A 22,144-nucleotide genomic window follows, 5' to 3' on the forward strand; every position below is an offset into this window, starting at 1 on the left:
TATCAAAGCATAGAAAAAGCTAAAGCAAATTTTCAAGCCTCTGGCTTGGCATCTTGCAGGTTTTCTGCTAATAACATACTTTCATACTGCTCAGCTTCTAAGTCAAGGCCAAGGGCTGAATGGGCTGCTACTAAATAGTTAATAGACTTAGAAAAATATTTAGAATCCTTATAGCTTGCCATATTCTGGAAACGCTTAATTGCTGCTAAATATTCACCACGCCTCAGGTAAAATTTACCGATAGAATACTCTTTTGTTGATATATGTTCTGTGATTAATTTTGCTCTTTCCTTTATCTCGTCTACATATTCGCTGCCTGGAAAGAGATTAATGTACTCAGTGGCTAGCTCTAAAGTTTTATATGCAGTTTGCTGTCCAAGTTGCACTTTATTAATTTGCATGTAATAAGATAATACCCTTAAGTAGTATACATATGGTAAATCTTCACCATTTGAATAAACATATATATAATCAGCCATATCACTTGCAGCACTGCTATAGTTACCCATATTATAGTGAGAGACCCCAGATAATAATTTTGCTTTCATTGCCCAATAAGAAAAAGGATACAAATCCTCTATCTTATGAAATGCCCTAATAGCTTGTTTATATTTTTTCTGGTCAAAAAGTTCAACTGCTTCTTCATATAGTTCAGTTTCAGTTTTTTCAAGATCATCCGCATACGATTGTGTAAAGGAGCAAATTAGGAAAATAAAGCACGTGATTAAAGTCTTATACATAAGATTTTTTTCGATCAAAATAAAGTATAGACCTAAATATTACTTAAATAAATAAATTTCTTAGGCAATAGCCGGTCCTTCTTCTTTATAACTACGGTCAGAACTACCTGCATTTCTTGATTCACCTCGTCCTTCCACTTTTGGATCTTTCAGCGTCTTACTGTAGGAATGTATAGTTAAGACCTGTACAGCCATAAAAATTGCAATACCTATCAAGCCTAAAGTAGGTCCAACAGCAGGATTTAAGGACGATGCTAATGCTATTAACATTATCCTTCTTATTAAAAATACAGAAGAACCAGCAAGCGCCAATCCGGCTACAGATATATTGCTAGTTTTCTTGCTAGATTTCTCATCAAGATCAGACTTTTCTGTTTCCTTTTTCTTATTTTTTTCATGCTTATCAATATAAGAAACAAGAGTTGCAAGAAAAGCAATTGCATTGGCAAGAAATAAAATTGCATCCTCTGCTGCTTCAAGTGAAGATGTTTCACCCATTATCATACCTATAATAACCAGTGCAGTTGTTATAGCCTCAATATAGATCAAACACTGACCTATATCAGAAATATTGTGCTCTTTTTCCTTTACTTCCTCTCCATTTTCAATAATCTCCAACTCTCGTTCTTTTTGTGCTATCTTCCTATTATTGTAAATTAAATATAGCGTACAAATAAGAGATAAGACTGTAAAAGGTAATATAGTGTGGCTTAGCGCGCCACTTATCACGCCAAGTAATACCTGATCGCTATATGTTTTTTCCAGTTCAATCGCCATCAGCAATGTAAATGGGACCATTGTTGCCAATGATGCACATTTTCTATATAGCTCTCTTTTTTTTAGTGCTAATAGTTCTTGTTCTAGCCTTTCTCTTTTGACTTCTTTATCAACTGTTGGCCAAAAATCCCAAAAAAACTCTTCTAATGGTTCAAAATCTCTTTTTTTCTTATTCTTTCCTGGAACCTTTTTAGTAGAAGAAAATTTGCCACTAGGTATTTTCATAATATTAACCTAATTAGTTGTAAGTTAATACAATTATACACCTTTTTGCTTTCTGAGTCAATATCACTAAGATATTAACTACTCTTGTCTATTAACTATTTCCTAGGAGATTTAATCAATCTGTTTGATGCCGGCTAGGATATAATTATAGCCTGACCACATAGTTATAATAGCTGCAACCCATAAACAAATCGCACCTGTATATTGAATCATATAATAATCGTTCATTATTAGCGCTACTACAGCAACCATCTGTAGAAATGTTTTAATTTTTCCAGCTTTGCTTACAGGTAGACTAACATTTGTAGCTATCAAAAACTCCCGTAAACCCGAGACTAATATCTCCCTACAGATGATGATAATCGATGGTACTATTGTAAAATCATTTATCTTCTGCTTATAAACTAGCATAATTATCGTTGAAACCACTATTAATTTATCAGCAATTGGATCAAATAGCTTGCCAAATTTTGATTGGACTTTCCACGCACGCGCCAAGTAACCATCAAAAAAATCCGTAATGCACGCAAACACAAAGATTGATATTGTTATCAGGCCTGCATATTTATTTTCTATATAAAAACTTAATATTATTGCTGGTACTGCAAGCGCACGAGAAATTGTAAGCAAATTAGGCACGTTTTTCTTAAGCATGTAATACCATTCTACGTAGTAGGTAAACTTATACAGAAGTACACCAGAGTTCACAAGCTAATAGTTTACAATTGAACATTTATAAAAACTCCATATACTTAAAAAATACAAGCTTAAAATATAAGGATGTAATGATGAACGATGATTTAGATAGTACCACAAAACAAGAGGCACTTAATTATCACAGTAGAGGTGGTAAACCTGGTAAAATTTCAATCATGCCAACAAAACCTTTATCTACCCAGTATGATTTGTCACTTGCTTATTCCCCTGGCGTTGCAGCTCCGTGCCTTGAAATAGCTAAAAATCCTGAGGTTGTTTATGATTATACGGCAAAAAGCAACTGTGTTGCTGTCATTTCAAATGGCACTGCAGTGCTTGGACTTGGTAATATCGGTCCTCTTGCTGCAAAACCTGTCATGGAAGGCAAAGCTGTTTTATTTAAGCGTTTTGCTGATATTGATGCAGTTGATATAGAAGTTGGTACAGAAAATATAGAAGATTTTATCAATGCAGTAAGGTACCTTGGGCCAAGTTGGGGGGGGATAAATTTAGAGGATATAAGATCTCCCGATTGTTTTATAATAGAGAAACGTCTGAATGAACTGATGGATATTCCAGTGTTCCATGATGACCAGCATGGAACTGCAGTGGTTGTTGCAGCTGGTATAGAAAATGCTCTTGATATTGTCGGAAAGAAATTAGAGGACGTTAAGATCATTATGAATGGTGCTGGAGCAGCCGGTATTGCATGTTTAGAAATACTAAAGTCCATGGGCGCTAAAAATATAGTGCTGTGTGATAAGCAAGGAGTAATATACAAAGGTAGAAACGAGGACATGAATGAGTGGAAGGAAAAATATGCAATTGATACTTCCGAACGTTCTCTACTTGATACAATAAAAGGCGCTGATGTATTCATCGGACTATCTGCAAAAGATGTGTTAAATGAAGAGATGTTAAAGAGTATGGGCAAAGACCCGATTATTTTTGCTCTTGCCAATCCCGATCCAGAAGTAAGGCCTGAGTTTGCAAAATCTGTGAGGCCAGATGCAATAATTGCAACTGGTAGGTCAGATTACAACAACCAAGTCAACAACGTAATGGGTTTTCCTTATATATTTAGAGGGGCACTTGATGTACATGCAACAACAATAAATGATGAAATGAAAATTGCAGCTGCAGATGCAATAGCAAAGCTTGCCCGTGAGCCAGTACCAGGTGAGATATCTGCAGTCTATGGCGGTCGTAAAATGGGCTATGGACGTGAATATATAATACCTACTCCATTTGACCCAAGATTAATTTCTATAGTAGCTCCTGCTGTTGCAAAAGCCGCAGTTGATTCAGGTGTTGCAAGAAAGGCAATACAAGATTGGAGTAAATATGAAAATCAATTAAAATCTCGTCTTTCTAATGTTCTCAGCACGCTGAATTTACTATCTTCACATATGTAATTTATTGGATAAAGTTAAAAGTGATAAACCAACCCAAACTCTAAGCCATATATGCCAAACCTATTGGTAATGGTTGCAGTTGTTGATTCAACACGTGCAGTTTCATCAACCTTACTTCCTCCACCGGCAGGAATATATCCTTCACCAGCTAGTATCTTTATTCCTGGTACAATATCTTTAAATTGGTTATCAAGGATACCAAAATAGCGTAAACCAGCAAATGCTTGAGTTTGTGCTGTAAGTTGGTGATTGATACCAAGTTTTGCTTGGTAAGCCAAGGCATATCTGGTTTTTCCTAGAAATTTAACCCTAGTTACACCTGCACCAATACCAACATATGGGGTGAATGGCATTTTTGCTATATTAAAATCACGATATACATTGACCATTCCAGCTAAGTTATTAAAACCTTCATTTTTCATCTTAAATGCAGCTCTGAACTCTGCTTCAACACTACAATTTTCTTGAATGTGAATATCAACCTTTCCACTTCTCCAAGGTGAATTGCATTCCGCTCCAGTAGACGCATCATTGTGACGACGAAGTTCAATATATCTTGCTTTTTTCTTATCTGAATAATCTTCATCATACAAGTTAGTCTGAGAATATAAGCCTTCAAACTCAACTCTCATATTTTTGAATAAATACCCTATTGCAGCACTACCGGCAAACCCTGGAACATATTTAGGACTGTATCCAGCTTCAATTCGCTCCTTCTTATTAAAACTAAAAACCCCCTCTGTTATATTGTCACCTGCATCTTCTTTTCCTTCTAGAGAACCTATTGCATTGAAGAATGCTCCAAAATAGTTAGCTTTGATGTAAACATTCTCTAAGTTATTTATTTTATCATCGTAAGATAAGCACCTAAATGAAAAAGTTAGCAAAACCAAAGATATGTGAATTTAAATCTTTCGCCCACCACAAGGCCTCCCTGCATAACTTGTCATTCCATTATTATAGTATGCTTCTATTTTTTATGATAGCAACTTTTTATTGCGCTCAATCGTTTTAGATTTATAATGAAAGTATTGTAATTTAAAGCAAATCAATGACTATTGCAATTCACGAATTAGAGAGGATCATCAAACAATCGTTCCCCGACGCTGATATAAAGATTCATGATCTTGCTGGAGATGATGACCATTATCATTTAAAAATAAACTCCAAGTGTTTTCTTGGAAAGACAAAAATAGAACAGCATAAAATGGTATATAAAGCTCTGGAAGGTCAGTCTATACACGCCTTGCAACTGGAAACTAATACTTAAAAATAAGGTGAATTTATGAGCAATTTTGAACAAATAAAAAAAGATATAACAGAAAATGATGTGGTATTGTATATGAAAGGCACTTCTGATTTTCCTCAATGCGGATTCTCTGGACTCGTCGTGTCAATCCTAAAAAAATTGAACGTGAAGTTTAAGTATATTAACGTGTTGGAGAATGATGAAATACGTGAATCTATAAAAAAGTTTTCTGATTGGCCAACAATTCCACAATTATATATAAAGGAAGAGTTTATTGGTGGTTGCGACATCACTCGCGAGATGTACGAAAAAGGCGAACTGCAAAGTTTATTGAAGGAAAAAAAAATTATTGCGGAATAAGTACCAAGAAACCAGTGCCCAGACGCTGGATAACGTAGTATTGCTATGAAAAAGGATCTTATGTCTTAAACCGTATCCGTTCAGGGGAGCGGCAAAATAAGGTAGACAAAGCAAGATAATAATGTTGATGTTAACACTATTGTCAAGTTTACTGGCCTTTCTATTAGTGAGATTGAAGAATTAAGTGTGAGCGGTTACAAATAATTTACCATTTCTTCTGGTTTCACTATCCTTTCAAACTCTTCCTCAGTGAGCAGTTGAAGTTTTGCTGCTGCTTCTTTTAGAGTGATATTTTCTTTATAAGCAAGCTTCGCTATTTTTGCTGCATTGTCGTACCCTATATGCGTATTTAATATAGTGACCAACATCAACGACTGATTCAGTAAATCTTTTATCCTCTCTTCATTTGCTTTAATACCAACTACACATTTTTCTGTAAAATTTAAACTTGCGTCAGCTAAAAGTCTTATAGACTGCAAAACATTGTAAATTATCACTGGCTTAAACACATTCAATTCAAAATGACCGTTTGAACCACTAATGGTTACAGCAACATGATTTCCCATAACTTGAGTGCATACCATAGTCACCGCTTCACACTGAGTTGGATTCACTTTACCTGGCATAATTGAAGAACCAGGCTCATTTTCCGGTAACATTATTTCCCCAATTCCGCATCTTGGACCAGAACCAAGCAACCTTATATCATTTGCAATTTTCATTAAACTGACTGCTACTGTATTGAGTGTTCCACTGAGCTCAACTAAAGCATCATTTGCTGCTAGCGCTTCAAATTTATTGCCTGCTGAAGTAAATGGAAGGTTAGTAATTTCTGCAACTTGGCTTGAAAAATCTTCAGCAAAACCCTTTTTAGTATTGAGTCCCGTGCCAACTGCAGTGCCACCTTGTGCAAGCTCATATATATCACTTAAAGTTGATTTTACTCTCTCTATCCCCTTTTTAATCTGGACTGCATAGCCAGAGAACTCCTGTCCTAGTGTTAGGGGCGTTGCATCTTGCAGATGAGTACGTCCTACTTTTATTATATCTTTAAATTCCTGAACCTTATTATCCAGCACCTTATGCAATTTTTCAAGATTTGGAATAAGCAAGCAGTTTATTTGCTCTGCTGCTGCTATATGCATTGCTGTTGGAAAGGTGTCATTTGACGACTGACCATAATTCACATGATCATTTGGATGTATCGGAGATTTACTACCCAAATTACCACCTAAAATCTCTATTGCGCGATTGCTGATCACTTCATTCATATTCATATTAGTCTGCGTTCCGGATCCGGTTTGCCAAACAACAAGCGGAAATTCATTATTAAATTTGCCATCTATTACTTCCTTTGCGGCTGCGCAGATTGCGTCCCCTACCTTATTATCTATGCTACCCTGCTTCATGTTAACATGTGCTGCTGCAAGTTTTACTATTGCTAATGCTTTAATCAGAGGCTCTGGCATTTTTTCTGTGCCAATCTTAAAATTTTCTAAAGAACGCTGAGTCTGCGCTCCCCAGTAATGTTCACTTGGTACTTTTACTTCCCCTAAGCTGTCTGATTCTATTCTCGTCTTTCTATCCATATTTTCCTCCTGGTGTTATGCAAACTGGTTCACTACATAATTTTTTCATGCCTACTTCTTGGTTAATTAAATCATACTAGATCCAAGTAGTCAAGTGTACGAACATTGCAATTTTCAGGTAACTTGCATGGTAGATGTACAACTGTACGAACATTGTCTAGCAGGAGGGTGTCATCCCAGCGCCCCTATGATGTCATCACAGTGCTTGACACTTGGATCCAGAAATTTTATTAAGTTGGTAAGCATAAAAGTAGCCGTTTTATGTTAAAATACAACGTTTTGATGATTATGAAAAGGCTGGATCCCAGTGTCTGGGCACTGGGATGACACCATCTGCCACGCAAATTGCCTGCAAATTGCAATGTTCGTACAGTTGTGTGGTAGATGCAAGTAGCTGACACTGGGATTTGTTGTGTTTAACAAAAACAAATGTTCGTACAAATATATTCTAGTTATATGATAAAATAAATGAAATTCACATCTTAAAAGGATCATATACATCGATTTCCTTAGAATTACTCTTTTTCAATTTTTCACTTAATAATCTTAAAATAGGCTGTAAATCACCATTAATTGATAAGCACAGCACTTCTTTATTGAGATAATTAGCTAGGTGATTCTTCTTTTCCAGAATTTCTGCTTCCCTCAATAAGTCGCATTTGTTTAATACTACAATCTCTTCTTTTTCAACAAGATCACTATTGTAAAGTTCCAATTCATTATGGATACAACTATAAGCCGAAACAACGTCATCGTGAGTTACATCGATTAAATGAAGTAAAATTTGACACCTTTCTATGTGCTTTAAAAATTTATGCCCGAGCCCAACTCCAAGGTGAGCATCAGTAATTATTCCAGGAATATCTGCTATTACAACTTCGCTATCATCCACTTTTACCATGCCTAAATGAGGTCTTACGGTGGTAAATGGATAATCGCCTACTTTTGTATCGGAATTTGAGCAGCGAGTCAAAAATTTTGATTTACCTGCGTTTGGCATGCCAATAATTCCAACATCTGATAAAACTTTTAGTTTTAATAATACATGTTTTTCTTCGCCAGGCTGACCGTAAGTAAAATGTCTTGGTGCCTTATTAGTAGAAGATTTAAAATTAGTATTTCCAAGTCCACCTTTTCCACCCTGTGCTACTTGAAATTCCATACCAGGCTTGTCAAGGTCTACTATTATCTCTTCACTTTCTTCATCAATTATTTGTGCACCGACTGGAACTTTAAGTATAACGTCTTTCCCTGCTGTGCCAGATCTATCCCTGCCTGCACCATTTTTTCCACTATCTGCTTTAATGTGTCTTCTATAACGAAAATGAAGCAAAGTGTTGAGATTAGCGTCGCTGATGAAAACTATGTTTCCACCCTTTCCTCCATTACCACCATTTGGACCACCAAATTCAACGAACTTTTCTCGACGAAAACTTGCACAGCCATCACCACCGTCACCGGCTTTTAAACACAATTTTACTTCGTCTATAAAACCCATGCTAACCCACGATAATATTTAGCATCCTTTCCTAACGTGCTTTCTATTCTCATTAGCTCATTATACTTCGCGAGTCTATCAGAACGCGATAGCGACCCGGTTTTTATTTGCCCGCAATTTGACGCAACTGCTATATGAGATATTGTTGTGTCTTCTGTTTCACCTGAGCGATGAGAAACAACAGCTTTATAGCCATTTGATTTTGCCATTTCAATAGCAGCAAAAGTTTCTGTTAACGTCCCTATTTGATTTGGCTTGATCAGTACAGCATTTGCCATTTTTTCCTCTATTCCTTTGCATATCAGTTCACAATTTGTAACAAACAAATCATCCCCAACCAATTGAATTTTACTCCCCAATTTTGCAGTAAGTAATTTCCAACCTTCATAGTCGTCTTCACTCATTGCATCTTCTATAGAAATTATTGGATATCTTTTCACAAGATTACAATAATATTCAGTCAACTCTTCTGAAGTAAGCCCATTACTTTCAAATTCGTAAATTCCATCTTCATAAAAAGTAGATGAAGCAACATCAAGGCCCAGTGCAAAATCACTTTGCGCTGAATAACCTGCTGATTCTATAGCGTATATGATCAAGTCAAGTGCTTCTTCAGTGCTTTCAATATTTGGTGCAAAACCACCTTCATCTCCTACGTTTGTGCTATAACCTTTTTTCTTAAGAATGCTACGTAAGTTGTGGAACACCTCCGCAGATATTCTGATAGCTTCACTGAAAGTCTCAGCACCGACCGGAAGAATCATGAATTCTTGGAAATCGAGCTTATTGTCTGCATGTACTCCACCATTAATTATGTTAATGAGTGGAACCGGCATAACACTCATCTGCTCTCCTCCCAAATATCTGTAGAGCGGCATATTGAAGCTGTTTGCTGCTGCTTTTGCAACCGCAAGAGACACACCCAAAGTTGCATTTGCTCCAAGTTTAGATTTATTTTTTGTTCCATCCAGTTCAATTAATGCTTTATCAATTGCATTTTGGTCCGCTGCATTCATTCCAATGATTTCATCTGCTATTATCCCATTTACAGCTTGAACAGCTTTCAGCACTCCCTTACCACAATACCTTTTCTCATCTTGGTCCCTGAGTTCCAAGGCTTCTAATTTACCGGTTGAAGCTCCAGAAGGTACAGATGCCCTGCCTATTGCACCATCACAGAGCTCAATTTCTACCTCAATAGTGGGGTAACCCCTGCTATCTAAAATTTCTCTTGCAAATACGTTATTGATTATCTTATTCATTACATTAAACCTTAACTTCCGCAATAAGTGCTGCAGTTTCCTTTGCCAATTTAGCTATATTACTACCAGCACCAATAAATAATACTATATCACTTGGACTTGTCGAATCACTAATAAAATGTGAAATGAGCAAAGCATCATTCATAATTTTTGTGTTATTAAATCCATTACTGATTAAAGCTTTTTGTATATCATCAATCCCACAACCAGGAATAGGCTTGTCTTCTGGGGGATGAACAGGAGTGAGGATGACATAATCAAACATCATGAAAATTCGTATGAATTCATCAAAAAAATTACGAATGCGGGCAAAACGAAGTGGTTCGATAATTCCTATTACTTTTCCTTTAGTAATCGAACGTGCAGCCGTTAAAGTTGCATATATTTCATTTGGATGATGGGCATAATCCTCAATTAACTTAACACCTTTAATATCGGCAATCAAAGAGAATCTTCTTGCTACTCCTTGAAATTCCAAAAGGCCTTTTTTAATATCTGCATCGCTAATTCCGAGCTTTATCGCAACTGATATTGCAGCTAGGGCGTTGCTTACTTTGTGAATTCCAATTGCATTTGATAGTACTATGTTTTTTAAAGGGCTGGATCCCAGTGTCACGCACTGGGATGACATCTCTGTACACTTTCCTTTTGTCATTCCAGCACGTAATGCTGGAATCCAGTTGTTCAACACATCAAATTCTATGCTGTTAGCATGCTGTTTAATGTTGCTGGCTCTTATGCTACCATTCTCAAACCCAAACGTTATAGAATTACCCGCATCATAATCGATGTCTACAGAATCAGGTAAAACTGCAGAACCTGCATTATTCACGAATTGGGAAAATGCATTTTTGATATTATCAAATGTGCCGTAATAATCTATGTGGTCATTGTTAATACTTGTTATGACAGCAATCTTTGCAGGGATTTTTAGCATAGTTCCATCAGACTCATCAGCCTCGATCAGAAAAGTGTCACTCCCTCCAAGTTTGAAGTTGCTCTTATAGGAATTTAATATCCCTCCTACAGTTACAGTCGCATCAATGCCAGAATGATCAAAAATGGAAGCAATCATAGCGGTTGTTGTTGTCTTTCCGCTCGAACCTGAAACCGCTATCACATATTTATCTCTTAAAAGTTCAGCAAGTATGTCTGATCTATGCAAAATGGTTTTATTGTTATTTTTTGCCGCAATTAACTCCACATTATCAGATTCTATCGCAGAAGAATGTACAACTATTTGAGCTTGGCTTATATTATCAGCATTGTGACCAATATAAACCTCTATACCCAGCTTTTGTAACCTATTTATATTGTCGTTTGATTGTGCATCACTACCTTGAACTTTGTAATTGGAATTGTGAAGAATTTCAGCAATGGCACTCATTCCAATTCCACCTATACCAATAATATGTATTATTCCTTTTTGAGTTTTGTTAATATTTAGCAGTAGATGTTTACTCATTACTAAATTTATTATAGTATAATTTAAAATCCTCATAGTATCGAACCCTCTTACCGAATACAATGATAAAAAACCTAACCTTTCTATGTCTAATATTTGTTTTGATAAGTAGCTGCAGTTTTAGCAACAGGTTTAACTGCACTGCAGGTCATTATAAAATTGGCAGCAGCTACACAATAAATGGTATAACTTATTATCCAAAAAACTGTAAACACTATGAAGAGATAGGGATAGCATCGTGGTATGGAATAGAAGATCATGGCACACTTACAGCAAATGGTGAAGCGTTTAACCGTCACTTGATCTCTGCAGCGCATAAGACTTTGCCCTTACCCTGCTTTGTTCTTGTCACTAATTTAGAAAATGGAAGAAAGCTTGTTACAAGGGTTAACGATAGAGGGCCTTTTATTGAAGGCAGAATAATAGACTTATCAGAAAAAGCAGCTCAAGTCTTAGGATTTCATAAATCTGGGCTTGCAAAAGTAAAAGTTCAATACCTAAGAAAGATGTCAGAACAATTGATACAAAATACTCCTCATTACAGAAAGCAATATGAAAAAGAAATGCAGAAACGTCATCCGAAACAAGACAGTGCAGAAAGTAAGGGATATGTTGCATTTTTTAAAAGTGCTCAGGCTGCTAAATCAGCTGCATCAAAGCTTCGCAATCAAGGAATAAAAAATGTTAGATTGCTTTTTAAGAACGATCAATATTGCGTGAAAGTGAGTTATAGGTAGTGGTGAGTGCAGAATTTGAAAGATTTGGTTAATGTAAGGAACGCTGGCTAACTATTGTAAGTTAAAAATGTGATATAAAAAAGATATCAACAATTTATAGCTATACCACCGCGATATCTCTTAGCCGCTAACACGTAGCGGAATGACGAGCTTATCGTCACGCCACCGCTAACCGTCATACCGCGATTTATTCGCGGTATCTCAGCCGCTAACAAGTAGCGGGATGACGGCGAACCGTCATGCCGCGATTCATTCGCGGTATCTCAGCCGCTAACAAGTAGCAGAATGACAGCAATCCTACGTCATACCGTCACGGTATCTCTAGATCCCGCTAACAAGTAGCGGGATACTTGACCTTTACAGGAATGACAGTTGTCGTTTAGCTATAAATGTTAAGAAATTTACCAAATAAAAAAAAAGGCAAAGAAACCCTAGGGTAGCTAGTATTCAAATTCTCCCTTGTCTATTTGACGTCTTTTACTGTCTTAAACACTTTATAAGCGCGTTTCGGCTTGTATAGGTAGAAACCTAAAAGTTTTATAAAGACATGAGGTGCACATAGTGCAAAAAATTAAGCATGATTTACGCCAAATACATTAAGTTTTTTGTCATTAATCCACTGCAGAGATTGCGAAGATAAATAAATAGCTTCAGTTTCATGATAAGAGGGCTGGCGGAGTTTGTCAAGTAAGTTTTTCGTTTCATCCAATGCGCTGCCAAAAGTTTGTTATGCAAGAATGCACTAGCCATTTCTCACAGATTCATTTAAACTTAATCAAGTAGGAGTATTATTAACGCGAAAAGAGTTTAATTAGAGATTTAAGTGATATGGCGCGTGAGGAAGATATAAACCAATTAGTAGAAAATGGATTTGATATTAACTCAAAAGATGCAAGTGGAATCACTCTCTTGCATAAGTTCACAAAAGAAGGCGATTTAGTTGGAGTAAAGTCATTACTAGAGCACGAAGCTGATTTCAATGTCGTAGACAACGAAAATAGAAACCCTCTGCATTACGCCATTATGCATGGACACAAGAAAGTTGCTAAACTTTTTGTTAACCAACTGACAATTAATTCCAAGGATAAAAATGGATTCACTCCACTGCACCTTGCTGCACTACAAGATGACACGGAATTAATAGATTTTTTGATAACAAAAGGCGCAAAAATTAATGAAAAAGATGCCAAAGAGGGCTATACTCCTCTTCATATAGCTTCACTATACGGTTCTAAAAAAAGCGTCCAAATTTTAATTGATAGCGGAGCAAATCTCGAATGTGAAGATAACAATTTTCGTACTCCTTTGTTTTTAACCATTTATCAATGCACCGCACATTATGACAGCAGAGCAGAAATTATAGAATATCTGATAAAGAAAGGTGCAAATATAGAAGCCAAAGATGCAGAAAATAACACTACGCTTTTCCTAGCAGCGTATAACAACAAAATGCAAATAGTAAAACTTATTGCAAAAAAACAGCAAGCAAGTAACGATAAAATTAAACTTAAAGAGTTTTTTTGCACAAAAAACAACCATGGTTTTGATGCGTTAGATTGCGCTATTGAGCATAATAATAGAAAAATGGTAACATTTCTTGTTTCAAAGGGAATAGAAGCAAACGATCAAGATTTTAATGGTAACGCTAGGCTGCATAAAGCTAGCCATAATGGTAACACTAAAACAGTTAAGCTCTTATTGAAGCTTAAGGTAAACGTTAATGCTGTTACTAAATGTAACAGAACTCCCTTGCTACTCGCAGTTAAAAAAGGCCATACACAAATTGTGAAAATGTTATTGGAAGTTAGAGCCAATATGAACATTTGTGAGCAACAAGGTTTTGCACCTCTACATCTTGCTGTTCAAAAGGATTATTTTGATATAGCTCAGTTGTTAACAGAAAAAGGTGCAGACCTTAACATTAAGTGCAATAACGGTCATACCGCAATAGATATGTTCATTAGCAAGGCTCATAGCAAAAAAAACATCGAAGAAAATTACAAAAAATTTTGTAGATTTTTGATGCTTTACCTGAAAGAGCTACATAGTAAACACAAAGCCTGTTGTATACTTTCAACCCTAGCTCTAAGCTTAACAATTATAGGCTTACCATTTATTTTCAAGCCTATTATTAAATACAGAGAAAGAAGTAAAATATATAAAAAAATTAGGGCTATGCTGGTCTACATTTAAGTACAAGAAGAGTATACAAAAAATACATAGCCAAAGCTAATACACGACAATTATCTGCTCGATGAAAATGAGATTAAATACATTTTTAATATTTTTATAGAAATCTATTAGTATAGATTTTGTATGCTGTTCTAATGGCTATTTTTAAATGCTTAATACTCCTCTTCATTATTTCTTGCACACATCTACCTACCAAGCAATATCCTATTAACATAGACAATTATAAGCACGATTATCCGTTGCAACAATATAACACCTCTTTGGAGATTAATGAACCGGCAATACCAGAAATTATGCCTTTACCAATAGAGTTTCCCGATCTCACAATCAGTAATCAGCTTATTTCTATTAATGTTAGTGAAGAAGTATCAGTAAAGGATTTGCTGATTGAGATAGGAAAACTTTCTGACGTTAACTTGGATATGGACCCAAAAATATCAGGTAATATTATTTTAAAGCTAAAAGATAAGGATATAAACGAAGTAATTCAGAGTATAGCAAATAGCGCCAAACTGCGTTATTCAACAAGTAATGGTGTAATTAGAATTGAGCAGGACTTGCCATACGCACAAAATTATTACGTAGACTTCATCAATATTCAACATTCTGCTCAAAGCAGTTTCGTCATTAATAACAATATTACTAACAATGATGGAAGTAACGTTGATAGGGACTATAACAATGTTATGAAGTCTCAATACAGTAGTGACTTATGGAATTCATTAGAAAAAGGCTTGAATGCAATAATGGATGTTAACGGGGTGGATGATGGCGAATTCCTTTCATCCAACAGAGAAGCTGGTGTTATTATTTTGAATGCTAGAAAAGATATCCACAAAGCTGTTGAAGAATATATTAATAAGGTTAAGAAGTTAGCGTCTTCTCAAGTAATGATAGAGGCAAAAATAGTTGAAGTTGTGCTAGATGACAAATACCTTTCTGGTATGAACTTAAATGACTTACAAGATGGAACTAAGTCTATAATAAATCAAGATAACTCCATTATTAACCTAGCAATGAACTTTGGTGCAAATGATCTAGGAGATTTAGTAAAAAATTTAGACAAATTTGGCACTTCAACTGTAATTTCAAGCCCCAGAGTACATGCTATAAATAATCAGCAAGCGATGATTTCATTTACTAAAAACCATATTTATTTTACCTCCGATATACAAAAAGATACTAGAAACTCTAATCAGACCTTAATTACCAAGATGAATAGCGTCCCAATAGGTGTTGTGCTAATAATCCACCCAAGCATTAACATTGATACTAGTGAAATATTCATGGATATACATCCAACTTTATCAAGAATTAACGGCTACACTAAAGATCCAGATATAGAGTACGTCGCACAGCAGAGTAAAATGAAATTAAATAGCGACATTCCAATTGTTGAAATCAGAGAAATGAACTCTATGTTAAAAATTAAGAGCGGTGAAATTATGGTAATCGGCGGGCTTATAGAACATAGAGAAGATAAGCAAAGCTTATTGCATCAGAAATCAAAAAGGCTAGCGAATAATATTAGAACAGTAGAAACTGTCATTTTTTTAAAAGCAACAATCGTACCAACATTTGGTTTGTTAGATAGAAAAGATAAGAATTTATATATATATTAAATTATCACTAAAAATTAAATATCAAACCAACTTCAATATTGTGAGTAGATATGTCATCTGCAACAGGTATCGGAACGCTAAAGTAACGATAGCCGAGAAAGGTTTTGATTTCTGGGATTATTGAATAATCAACACCAAGTTTTATTTGATAAGCAAACCAAGGAACATTCAGTGGCATTGAATTTTGGGGTGACCCATTAATCCTTTTTAATCTAAAAACTGTTGGTCCTATACCAAGACCGATGTACGGAGCAAATTGTGTATCCTGAACGCTGGGATTATAATAGAAGTTTAACAAAAACGCAAATATACTTGCTGATTTATCAAATACCGGAGGAGAATTACTATCTTCAATATTGGCTATAGAATACGCGGCTTCAAAATCAATTTTACCATTTTCTCCAGCATAGTAACCTAAAGACATGCTGCTAAACCACTGGAAATCAATTTTACCATCAAATTGCTGTATACTTTTAATTTCATCTGCCACTATATTTTTTATTATAAAACCATAATGACTTTCAACTAAAGTTAGGACTCTTTTTCCTATTTCTTGTATACCCTTTACAAATATTTCTGAATTATCATGGTATACCTTACCACCGTTAGCGCTAACATAAAAATCAAGTTTTTTTGATTTTTCTTTTGTAGGCTCAGCTTGATCTGCAATACGTGACCACATATTTTTCTGATCAGCTACTTGGAAAACAGAAGGTGGACTACTTTCAAGTTCTTGATATTTTATTGGTATTTCTTTTGCAGTAACCTCCTCAGAACGTATCACACTTTTATTATTGTCTGTTTCTAATTTTAAGGGTTGTACTTGCTCAATGTGTGTATCATTACTAATATAAGTAATAAAAAAATAGACACATGAAATGAAAATCAAAAATAAAGTAATAGATATTCTAGTTATCATAAATGAATTCACAATTATCATTTACAGTATAATTACTATATCGTATATTTCTTCAATGTACAAAAATTAAGAAAAAATATTTCCAATTAGATAATTATTTTCCACTCCTTTAACATTAACTTTCACAATACTCTTGGCTTGAGCTTTTGATTCAAGCTTTATTAATGCAAAATTTTCTGCTCTACCGACATTATTTTGCTCAACCAGAACACTTTGCTTAGTGTTGATCAAGGATTGACAAAAACTGCTCATAATTTCTTTATTTACTTCTCTTAAATTTTTTACTCGTTCTTTACGCACATTCTCTGGTACTTGTGGCATTCGTGCAGCAGGTGTATTTTTCCGCTCTGAATATGGAAAAGCATGTAGGTAAACTATATTTGTTTTTTTCAGTAAATCAACTGTATCCTGAAACATTTCATCAGTTTCTGTTGGAAATCCAGCAATAATATCAGCGCCAAATGCTATATTAGGCCTCAAGCTCTTCATTTTATGACAAAATTCTATCACTTGTTCTCTGTTGTGACGACGCTTCATTCTCTTTAGTATTAAATTATTACCAGATTGTAGACTCAAATGTAAATGAGGCATAAGTCTTGACTCATTAGCTATTAAATCCATTAATTCGTCGTCAACTTCAGCAACATCGATAGAGGAAAGTCTTAGCCTCTTCAACTCTGGTATATCCTTTAAAACTCTCCTAATCATTGAACCAAGTGATGGCTTACCCAACAAATCTGTACCAAAGTCAGTAATATCAACCCCTGTAAACACTACTTCTTGATATCCATTTTCTACAAAGATCCTGATTTGCTCTATAATACTGTTTATTGGCACAGATCGATTATTCCCTCTTGCCTCAGTAATTGAACAAAATGTGCAGCTATGATTACAACCATTTTGAATTTCAATAAATGCCCTTGACTTATCTTCAAATCCATTAATTAGAACAGGTTCTACTTGGTTATCACTGACCAAGATTTTATCGTCATTTAGTAAGTAATTTTCAGCTTTTAGCTTATCTTGATTACCGAGCACTTTACTTACACCAGGAATGCTACTGTAAACTTCTGGATCCAACTGAACAGCACAACCAACTACGATAATTTCTTTATTTGGATCATTTTTGTAAATCTTACGTATCTTTTGCTTTACCTGACGTTCTGCTTCGTTTGTCACTGCACAGCTATGCACCACAACAACATTTTCTCTCTTTGCTTTTTTTAATGCTTCTTTGATTAACTCGCTCTCGTAAAAATTTAGACGACAACCAAATGTTATCACTTCATTCATGTTAGTATTTTTTGCTTTAATAGACCTAAATTATATCAAATATCCAAGCAAAGTCTCTTGCATGACTATTTTTTTGTAAATAAATGCTATGCAAGCAGCAGACACTGGGATCTCAACGATTTTCACTCAGACACAGTATCACTCCTTTGCTTATTATAGTCTTTTGACCTTTTTAAGATACAATCCGGATTGGATGCTGAGTTGGTGAGTATAAAAGTATAGCTTCTACGTCATACCGCTGCGGTATCTCTTAGCCGCTAACAAGTAGCGGGATGACGATTGTCGGTGAATCTAAGTTACCTTAGCTACATTTCTAGCTGTAACTATAAATGTATGGATTTTTTATCGTGCCATGTTATAATTAACGTCTTGCTAAAAATTAAATATTGATGAATGAACTAAGAAAGTTAAGTATTACACAAATGCATGACGGGCTCAAAAAAAAGGGTTTTTCTGCCGTTGAACTCGTAGAGGCGCACATCAGTGCGGTTGAAAATGAGAAATTAAATGCATTTATAACAAAAACCCCAGAGATAGCAATGAAAGCTGCTAAAGCTGCAGATGAACATTTCTCTAGGCAAAAGGATGATTTAATCTCGCCGCTCATGGGTGTACCAGTTGGCATCAAAGATCTATTCTGTACAAAAGGAATAAAAACAACAGCATGCTCAAAAATGCTGGAAAATTTCGTTCCGACTTACGAATCTACGGTGTCTGACTTGCTTTTAAAAAGTGGAGCAGCCATGCTCGGTAAGCTTAATATGGATGAATTTGCTATGGGTTCTGCGAACACAAATAGCTATTTTGGCCCTGTTGAAAATGTGTGGATTAGAAAAAGCGATGGGGAAAAAGTTGTTCCTGGTGGATCATCTGGTGGATCTGCAGCATCGGTGGCTGGATTTTTATGCGCTGGAGCACTAGGGAGTGACACCGGTGGATCTGTGCGCCAACCAGCAGCTTATTGTGGAGTGGTTGGAATAAAGCCAACTTATGGAAGATGCTCGCGTTTTGGTATGATTGCATTTGCGAGTTCTCTAGATCAAGCAGGAGTCATTACTCGTTCTGTCTCTGATTCAGCATTAATGCTGGAAGCAATCTGTGGCTATGATACAAAAGATTCAATATCAAGCGAAAAGCCAGTGCCTAAATTTTCTAGCTTTATAAATGGTGATGTCAAGGGTAAGCGTATTGGTATACCAAAAGAATATAGGATGGATGGAATTTCAGAGGAAATAGTCCATAATTGGGAGAAAGTTGCTTCCTATTTAAAAGAAAATGGCGCTGAAGTTGTTGACGTTACTCTGCCACATACTAAATATGCAATACCAGTCTATTATTTAATTTGTTCTGCTGAAACTTCATCCAATCTTGCTCGTTATGACGGTGTGCGTTATGGGTTCAGGGTTGATGCTGATACCCTTGAAGAAATGTATTCACTAACAAGAGCAGAAGGTTTCGGTAAAGAGGTGAAAAGAAGAATTTTAATTGGCGCTTATGCGCTTTCCTCAGGTCATTACAATGAATATTACGAAAAAGGACAGTGTATCAGGGCATTAATCAGAAATGATTTTATAAAAGCGTTTGAAAAAATAGATTACATACTTGTGCCATCTGCTCCAACAGAAGCTTTTGGCTTAAATGAAAAGCCAGATCCGCTAATTATGTGCATCAATGATGTGTTTACTGTGCCGGCAAGTCTGGCAGGATTGCCTGCTATTTCTGTTCCTGTTGGGCTCTCCAATGAGGGTTTACCACTTGCCTTGCAAGTGATTGGAAATTATTATGATGAAGCTGGAATATTAAATGTGGCAAGTGTGATAGAGCAAAATTGCGGCAGAATAATTAGACCTCTTGCATAATCTATTTTTTGATAGTAATTTTTGCATTAAAATTTGCTTACGCTCCTCAACGTACTCTATGGTTCCATTTTTAGATGAATAGCAAAAACAGGGTATATTAATCTGTTTACAAAATTTTCGTGTAACAGTTCACACTTAATTAAACCATACGCGTCAAGTTAAGGAAATAAAGGTATGAAAGAGATAGAATAATAAGGTATAAGTTCTCCCAGATATACTTTTAGTGAGAGAACCAATGAATAAAATAACTTGCTTATCAAAAAAGCTCAAAGAATTTTTTAATGAAAAAGCAGAGAAAATCTCAATTACAACAAGGTTTATAAAAAGAAAGAGAAAGCTAAAAGGTTCATCATTCGTAAAAGCCATGGTCTTGGGTAATATAGGAGTTGATAATTGTAGCGTAGAAACAATGTGTCAATTACTAAACGAGGACTCGATAGATATAACAAAACAAGGTTTGGATTTTAGATTTACTGAAGAAGCAGTGGAATTTATGAAAAGGATGTATAATGAATCTGTGATTCTCTTTAAAAATATCTTGCAAGTTGATTGCAAAATCTTACAGCAATTTAATAGTGTTAAATTATTGGACAGTAGCTATATTACTCTACCTAACAGTATGGAAGAGATGTATAAAGGTTATGGTACTAGCTACAGTGGCTATGAAAGCAATACTAAGTCTGGAATAAAGTTACAATTAGTTTTCGACTACATGAATCAGATAATAGACCAACTTAATTTAACGGAGGGGGTAAGATCAGACCAGGGATATAGGAAACATTTAAGTAATATATTAAGCAATGATTTGCTAATATCTGATCTCGGTTATTTTGTGCCAAGTTCTTTTAAACAAATCAATGAAATAGGAGCTTATTTCATAAGTCGTCGATACCAACATATATGATGTAGAAACAAATCAAAAAATGGAGTTATTAGAATGTTGAGAGGATAAGTTATTTTTAGAAAACGAGGTATTGTTAGGAAAAGAAGCAAAAATTAGAGTAAGAATTATATGTCAGAAACTAACTGAAGAACAGTCTATGGGCAGAAGAAGGAAAGCTAATAGATTAGCAAGATCGCAGATCCTCTAAAAGAAATCAAAAATTGTTGAACTGGTCAATATTTATAACTAATGTTCCAGAAAATAAAATTAGTGCTGAGCAAGTATTAACGATTTACAGAGTAAGGTGGCAAATTGAGTTATTATTTAAATTGTATAAAAGCCATATCAGGCTTGATAAGCTAAAAGGAAAGCCATGCAGAGTATTATGTGAACTATATGCTAAATTGTGCGCAATTCTTATATTTCACGGCATAGTTGGTTGCACAGAAGTGAAAAAGAATACAGAACTTAGCTTAACAAAGGCATTTATTGAGCTAAAAAGGCGGGTTAGAGAGTTATTTTTAGTATTAACCAAAATTAATAGTTTAAAAGCATTTCTTAAAAAACTCACTATAACTTGGTCGCGATTTTCATTAAAAGACAAACGTAGAAGGGCTAGAGTATCCACTTTAACCTCTCTAAATTTGCTCACAATCTCTTAACTTGACGCGTATGCTTAATTAAACAGACTGAATTCTGTAATTTTGGGATGTTGAAAAATTTACCTCACGTTGTCATTCCAGCGCATAACGCTGAAATCCAGATTTATAGAAACGAAAAAACTTGCTTGACACATTTTGCCAACCCCCTTATTACGATGTGTAGTACAATGATACAAATTAAGAATTCCCCCATCCTGTGCTGGTTCTTCGATCTGAAATCCTACTTCTACCTGATCACAACCAATGTTAATTTGTCCTATTAATGCTTTAATAATGCCGCGCTTAGTTTGCCAATCTAGCTGTTCCAGGTTCGATTTTACACTAGAATAAAAATTCTTTATGCTATTTATAATAAGACTTATTCCTTTTTCTACTGCCTTCTGATCAACTACCTTTTTTTTCTCTTCTTCTATCCCTTGTAAGCGTTCTTTCATTTTTCTCATTGTCTGTTTAAATTCTTCCTCGCTTATATATCCTTTCTCTCCTGCATTTTCTTGACTATAACAATCTTCCATTAATTTTTCGATACCTTCTTTTATTTGATTTTCTCTTCTTGCAAACTTTTTCTCTGATGATTCATCATTTTTATTTTCTAATACTCTACGTTGGTATTCCTTTTTTATCATCTCTGGGTTTTTTAGTACATCTTTCACCTTTTCCCATACTGACCTTACCCAGAAAAAGTGGAGAGAAAGAAAGG

At 35.2% G+C, this 22,144-nt stretch carries 18 protein-coding genes and 1 pseudogene; 8 read left to right on the forward strand and 11 right to left on the reverse strand.

The annotated features are described in order from the left end of the window. Nucleotides 1-32: 32 nt before the first annotated feature. From AAGD87_RS04990 to pgsA, 3 genes are all read right to left on the reverse strand, one after another. Nucleotides 33-740: an outer membrane protein assembly factor BamD gene (locus AAGD87_RS04990; protein ID WP_155968525.1), complete on the reverse strand. Its 708-nt coding sequence runs from the start codon at nt 738-740 to the stop codon at nt 33-35. 60 nt (nt 741-800) lie between these two features. Continuing rightward, the gene (locus AAGD87_RS04995) at nt 801-1,742 is read right to left on the reverse strand and encodes a hypothetical protein (protein WP_341817452.1); all 942 of its coding nucleotides are present in this window, start codon (nt 1,740-1,742) and stop codon (nt 801-803) included. 111 nt (nt 1,743-1,853) lie between these two features. Next, the gene (gene pgsA, locus AAGD87_RS05000; protein WP_012673109.1) at nt 1,854-2,396 is read right to left on the reverse strand and encodes a CDP-diacylglycerol--glycerol-3-phosphate 3-phosphatidyltransferase; all 543 of its coding nucleotides are present in this window, start codon (nt 2,394-2,396) and stop codon (nt 1,854-1,856) included. Between the two features lie 134 nt (nt 2,397-2,530). Between pgsA and AAGD87_RS05005 the strand changes: the two genes are divergently transcribed. After that, a complete protein-coding gene (locus tag AAGD87_RS05005) occupies nt 2,531-3,853 on the forward strand; it encodes a malic enzyme-like NAD(P)-binding protein (protein WP_155969552.1) in 1,323 nt (440 codons plus the stop codon). A gap of 14 nt (nt 3,854-3,867) precedes the next feature. Here the strand turns inward: AAGD87_RS05005 and AAGD87_RS05010 are convergent, their stop codons facing one another. Beyond that, nucleotides 3,868-4,740 (reverse strand): P44/Msp2 family outer membrane protein, encoded by an 873-nt coding sequence (locus tag AAGD87_RS05010; protein ID WP_080717615.1) that lies wholly within the window; start codon nt 4,738-4,740, stop codon nt 3,868-3,870. Nucleotides 4,741-4,904: 164 nt separating this feature from the next. Here AAGD87_RS05010 and AAGD87_RS05015 point away from each other — a divergent pair, with 164 nt between their 5' ends. Next, entirely contained in the window at nt 4,905-5,123 is a 219-nt protein-coding gene (locus AAGD87_RS05015; protein ID WP_006280012.1) for a BolA/IbaG family iron-sulfur metabolism protein, read from the forward strand. Nucleotides 5,124-5,138: 15 nt separating this feature from the next. Next, nucleotides 5,139-5,462, forward strand: coding sequence for a Grx4 family monothiol glutaredoxin (grxD, locus tag AAGD87_RS05020; RefSeq protein WP_006280013.1), 324 nt, complete (start codon nt 5,139-5,141; stop codon nt 5,460-5,462). A gap of 194 nt (nt 5,463-5,656) precedes the next feature. Here grxD and fumC read toward each other — a convergent pair whose 3' ends face one another. The 4 genes from fumC to murC form a co-directional block, all read right to left on the reverse strand. Continuing rightward, a complete protein-coding gene (gene fumC / locus AAGD87_RS05025) occupies nt 5,657-7,051 on the reverse strand; it encodes a class II fumarate hydratase (RefSeq protein WP_264339423.1) in 1,395 nt (464 codons plus the stop codon). 475 nt (nt 7,052-7,526) lie between these two features. Further along, nucleotides 7,527-8,549 (reverse strand): Obg family GTPase CgtA, encoded by a 1,023-nt coding sequence (gene cgtA / locus AAGD87_RS05030; RefSeq protein ID WP_174515741.1) that lies wholly within the window; start codon nt 8,547-8,549, stop codon nt 7,527-7,529. Then, a complete protein-coding gene (gene eno / locus AAGD87_RS05035) occupies nt 8,537-9,811 on the reverse strand; it encodes a phosphopyruvate hydratase (RefSeq protein ID WP_341817453.1) in 1,275 nt (424 codons plus the stop codon). The genes cgtA and eno overlap by 13 nt, the downstream gene beginning before the upstream one ends. A gap of 4 nt (nt 9,812-9,815) precedes the next feature. After that, nucleotides 9,816-11,312: a UDP-N-acetylmuramate--L-alanine ligase gene (gene murC / locus AAGD87_RS05040; protein WP_265023884.1), complete on the reverse strand. Its 1,497-nt coding sequence runs from the start codon at nt 11,310-11,312 to the stop codon at nt 9,816-9,818. A gap of 26 nt (nt 11,313-11,338) precedes the next feature. Between murC and AAGD87_RS05045 the strand changes: the two genes are divergently transcribed. The 3 genes from AAGD87_RS05045 to AAGD87_RS05055 all read left to right on the forward strand — a co-directional run bounded on the left by AAGD87_RS05045 (nt 11,339) and on the right by AAGD87_RS05055 (nt 15,828). After that, nucleotides 11,339-12,013 carry a septal ring lytic transglycosylase RlpA family protein gene (locus AAGD87_RS05045; protein WP_010082236.1) on the forward strand — a complete coding sequence of 225 codons (675 nt, stop codon included), beginning with the start codon at nt 11,339-11,341 and terminating at the stop codon, nt 12,011-12,013. 828 nt (nt 12,014-12,841) lie between these two features. After that, the gene (locus AAGD87_RS05050; RefSeq protein ID WP_065095203.1) at nt 12,842-14,206 is read left to right on the forward strand and encodes an ankyrin repeat domain-containing protein; all 1,365 of its coding nucleotides are present in this window, start codon (nt 12,842-12,844) and stop codon (nt 14,204-14,206) included. Between the two features lie 134 nt (nt 14,207-14,340). Next, nucleotides 14,341-15,828, forward strand: coding sequence for a type II secretion system protein GspD (locus AAGD87_RS05055; RefSeq protein ID WP_265023882.1), 1,488 nt, complete (start codon nt 14,341-14,343; stop codon nt 15,826-15,828). Nucleotides 15,829-15,835: 7 nt separating this feature from the next. Here AAGD87_RS05055 and AAGD87_RS05060 read toward each other — a convergent pair whose 3' ends face one another. Beyond that, entirely contained in the window at nt 15,836-16,747 is a 912-nt protein-coding gene (locus AAGD87_RS05060) for an outer membrane protein (RefSeq protein WP_070357048.1), read from the reverse strand. A 66-nt stretch (nt 16,748-16,813) separates the two neighbouring features. Continuing rightward, the gene (gene mtaB / locus AAGD87_RS05065; protein ID WP_010082135.1) at nt 16,814-18,040 is read right to left on the reverse strand and encodes a tRNA (N(6)-L-threonylcarbamoyladenosine(37)-C(2))-methylthiotransferase MtaB; all 1,227 of its coding nucleotides are present in this window, start codon (nt 18,038-18,040) and stop codon (nt 16,814-16,816) included. A 389-nt stretch (nt 18,041-18,429) separates the two neighbouring features. Here mtaB and gatA point away from each other — a divergent pair, with 389 nt between their 5' ends. Together gatA and AAGD87_RS05075 are read left to right on the forward strand one after the other, a co-directional pair. Next, entirely contained in the window at nt 18,430-19,899 is a 1,470-nt protein-coding gene (gene gatA, locus AAGD87_RS05070) for an Asp-tRNA(Asn)/Glu-tRNA(Gln) amidotransferase subunit GatA (RefSeq protein ID WP_341817454.1), read from the forward strand. A 235-nt stretch (nt 19,900-20,134) separates the two neighbouring features. Then, a pseudogene (locus tag AAGD87_RS05075) lies at nt 20,135-21,444 on the forward strand (IS4 family transposase). Between the two features lie 59 nt (nt 21,445-21,503). On the opposite strand, the gene AAGD87_RS05080 reads toward AAGD87_RS05075, so the two are convergent. Continuing rightward, the gene (locus tag AAGD87_RS05080; RefSeq protein ID WP_341817455.1) at nt 21,504-22,097 is read right to left on the reverse strand and encodes a hypothetical protein; all 594 of its coding nucleotides are present in this window, start codon (nt 22,095-22,097) and stop codon (nt 21,504-21,506) included. Nucleotides 22,098-22,144 lie beyond the last annotated feature (47 nt).

Origin of the sequence: Wolbachia endosymbiont (group A) of Pherbina coryleti (genome assembly GCF_964026875.1) — a bacterium.
Taxonomy (GTDB): Bacteria; Pseudomonadota; Alphaproteobacteria; order Rickettsiales; family Anaplasmataceae; genus Wolbachia; species Wolbachia pipientis.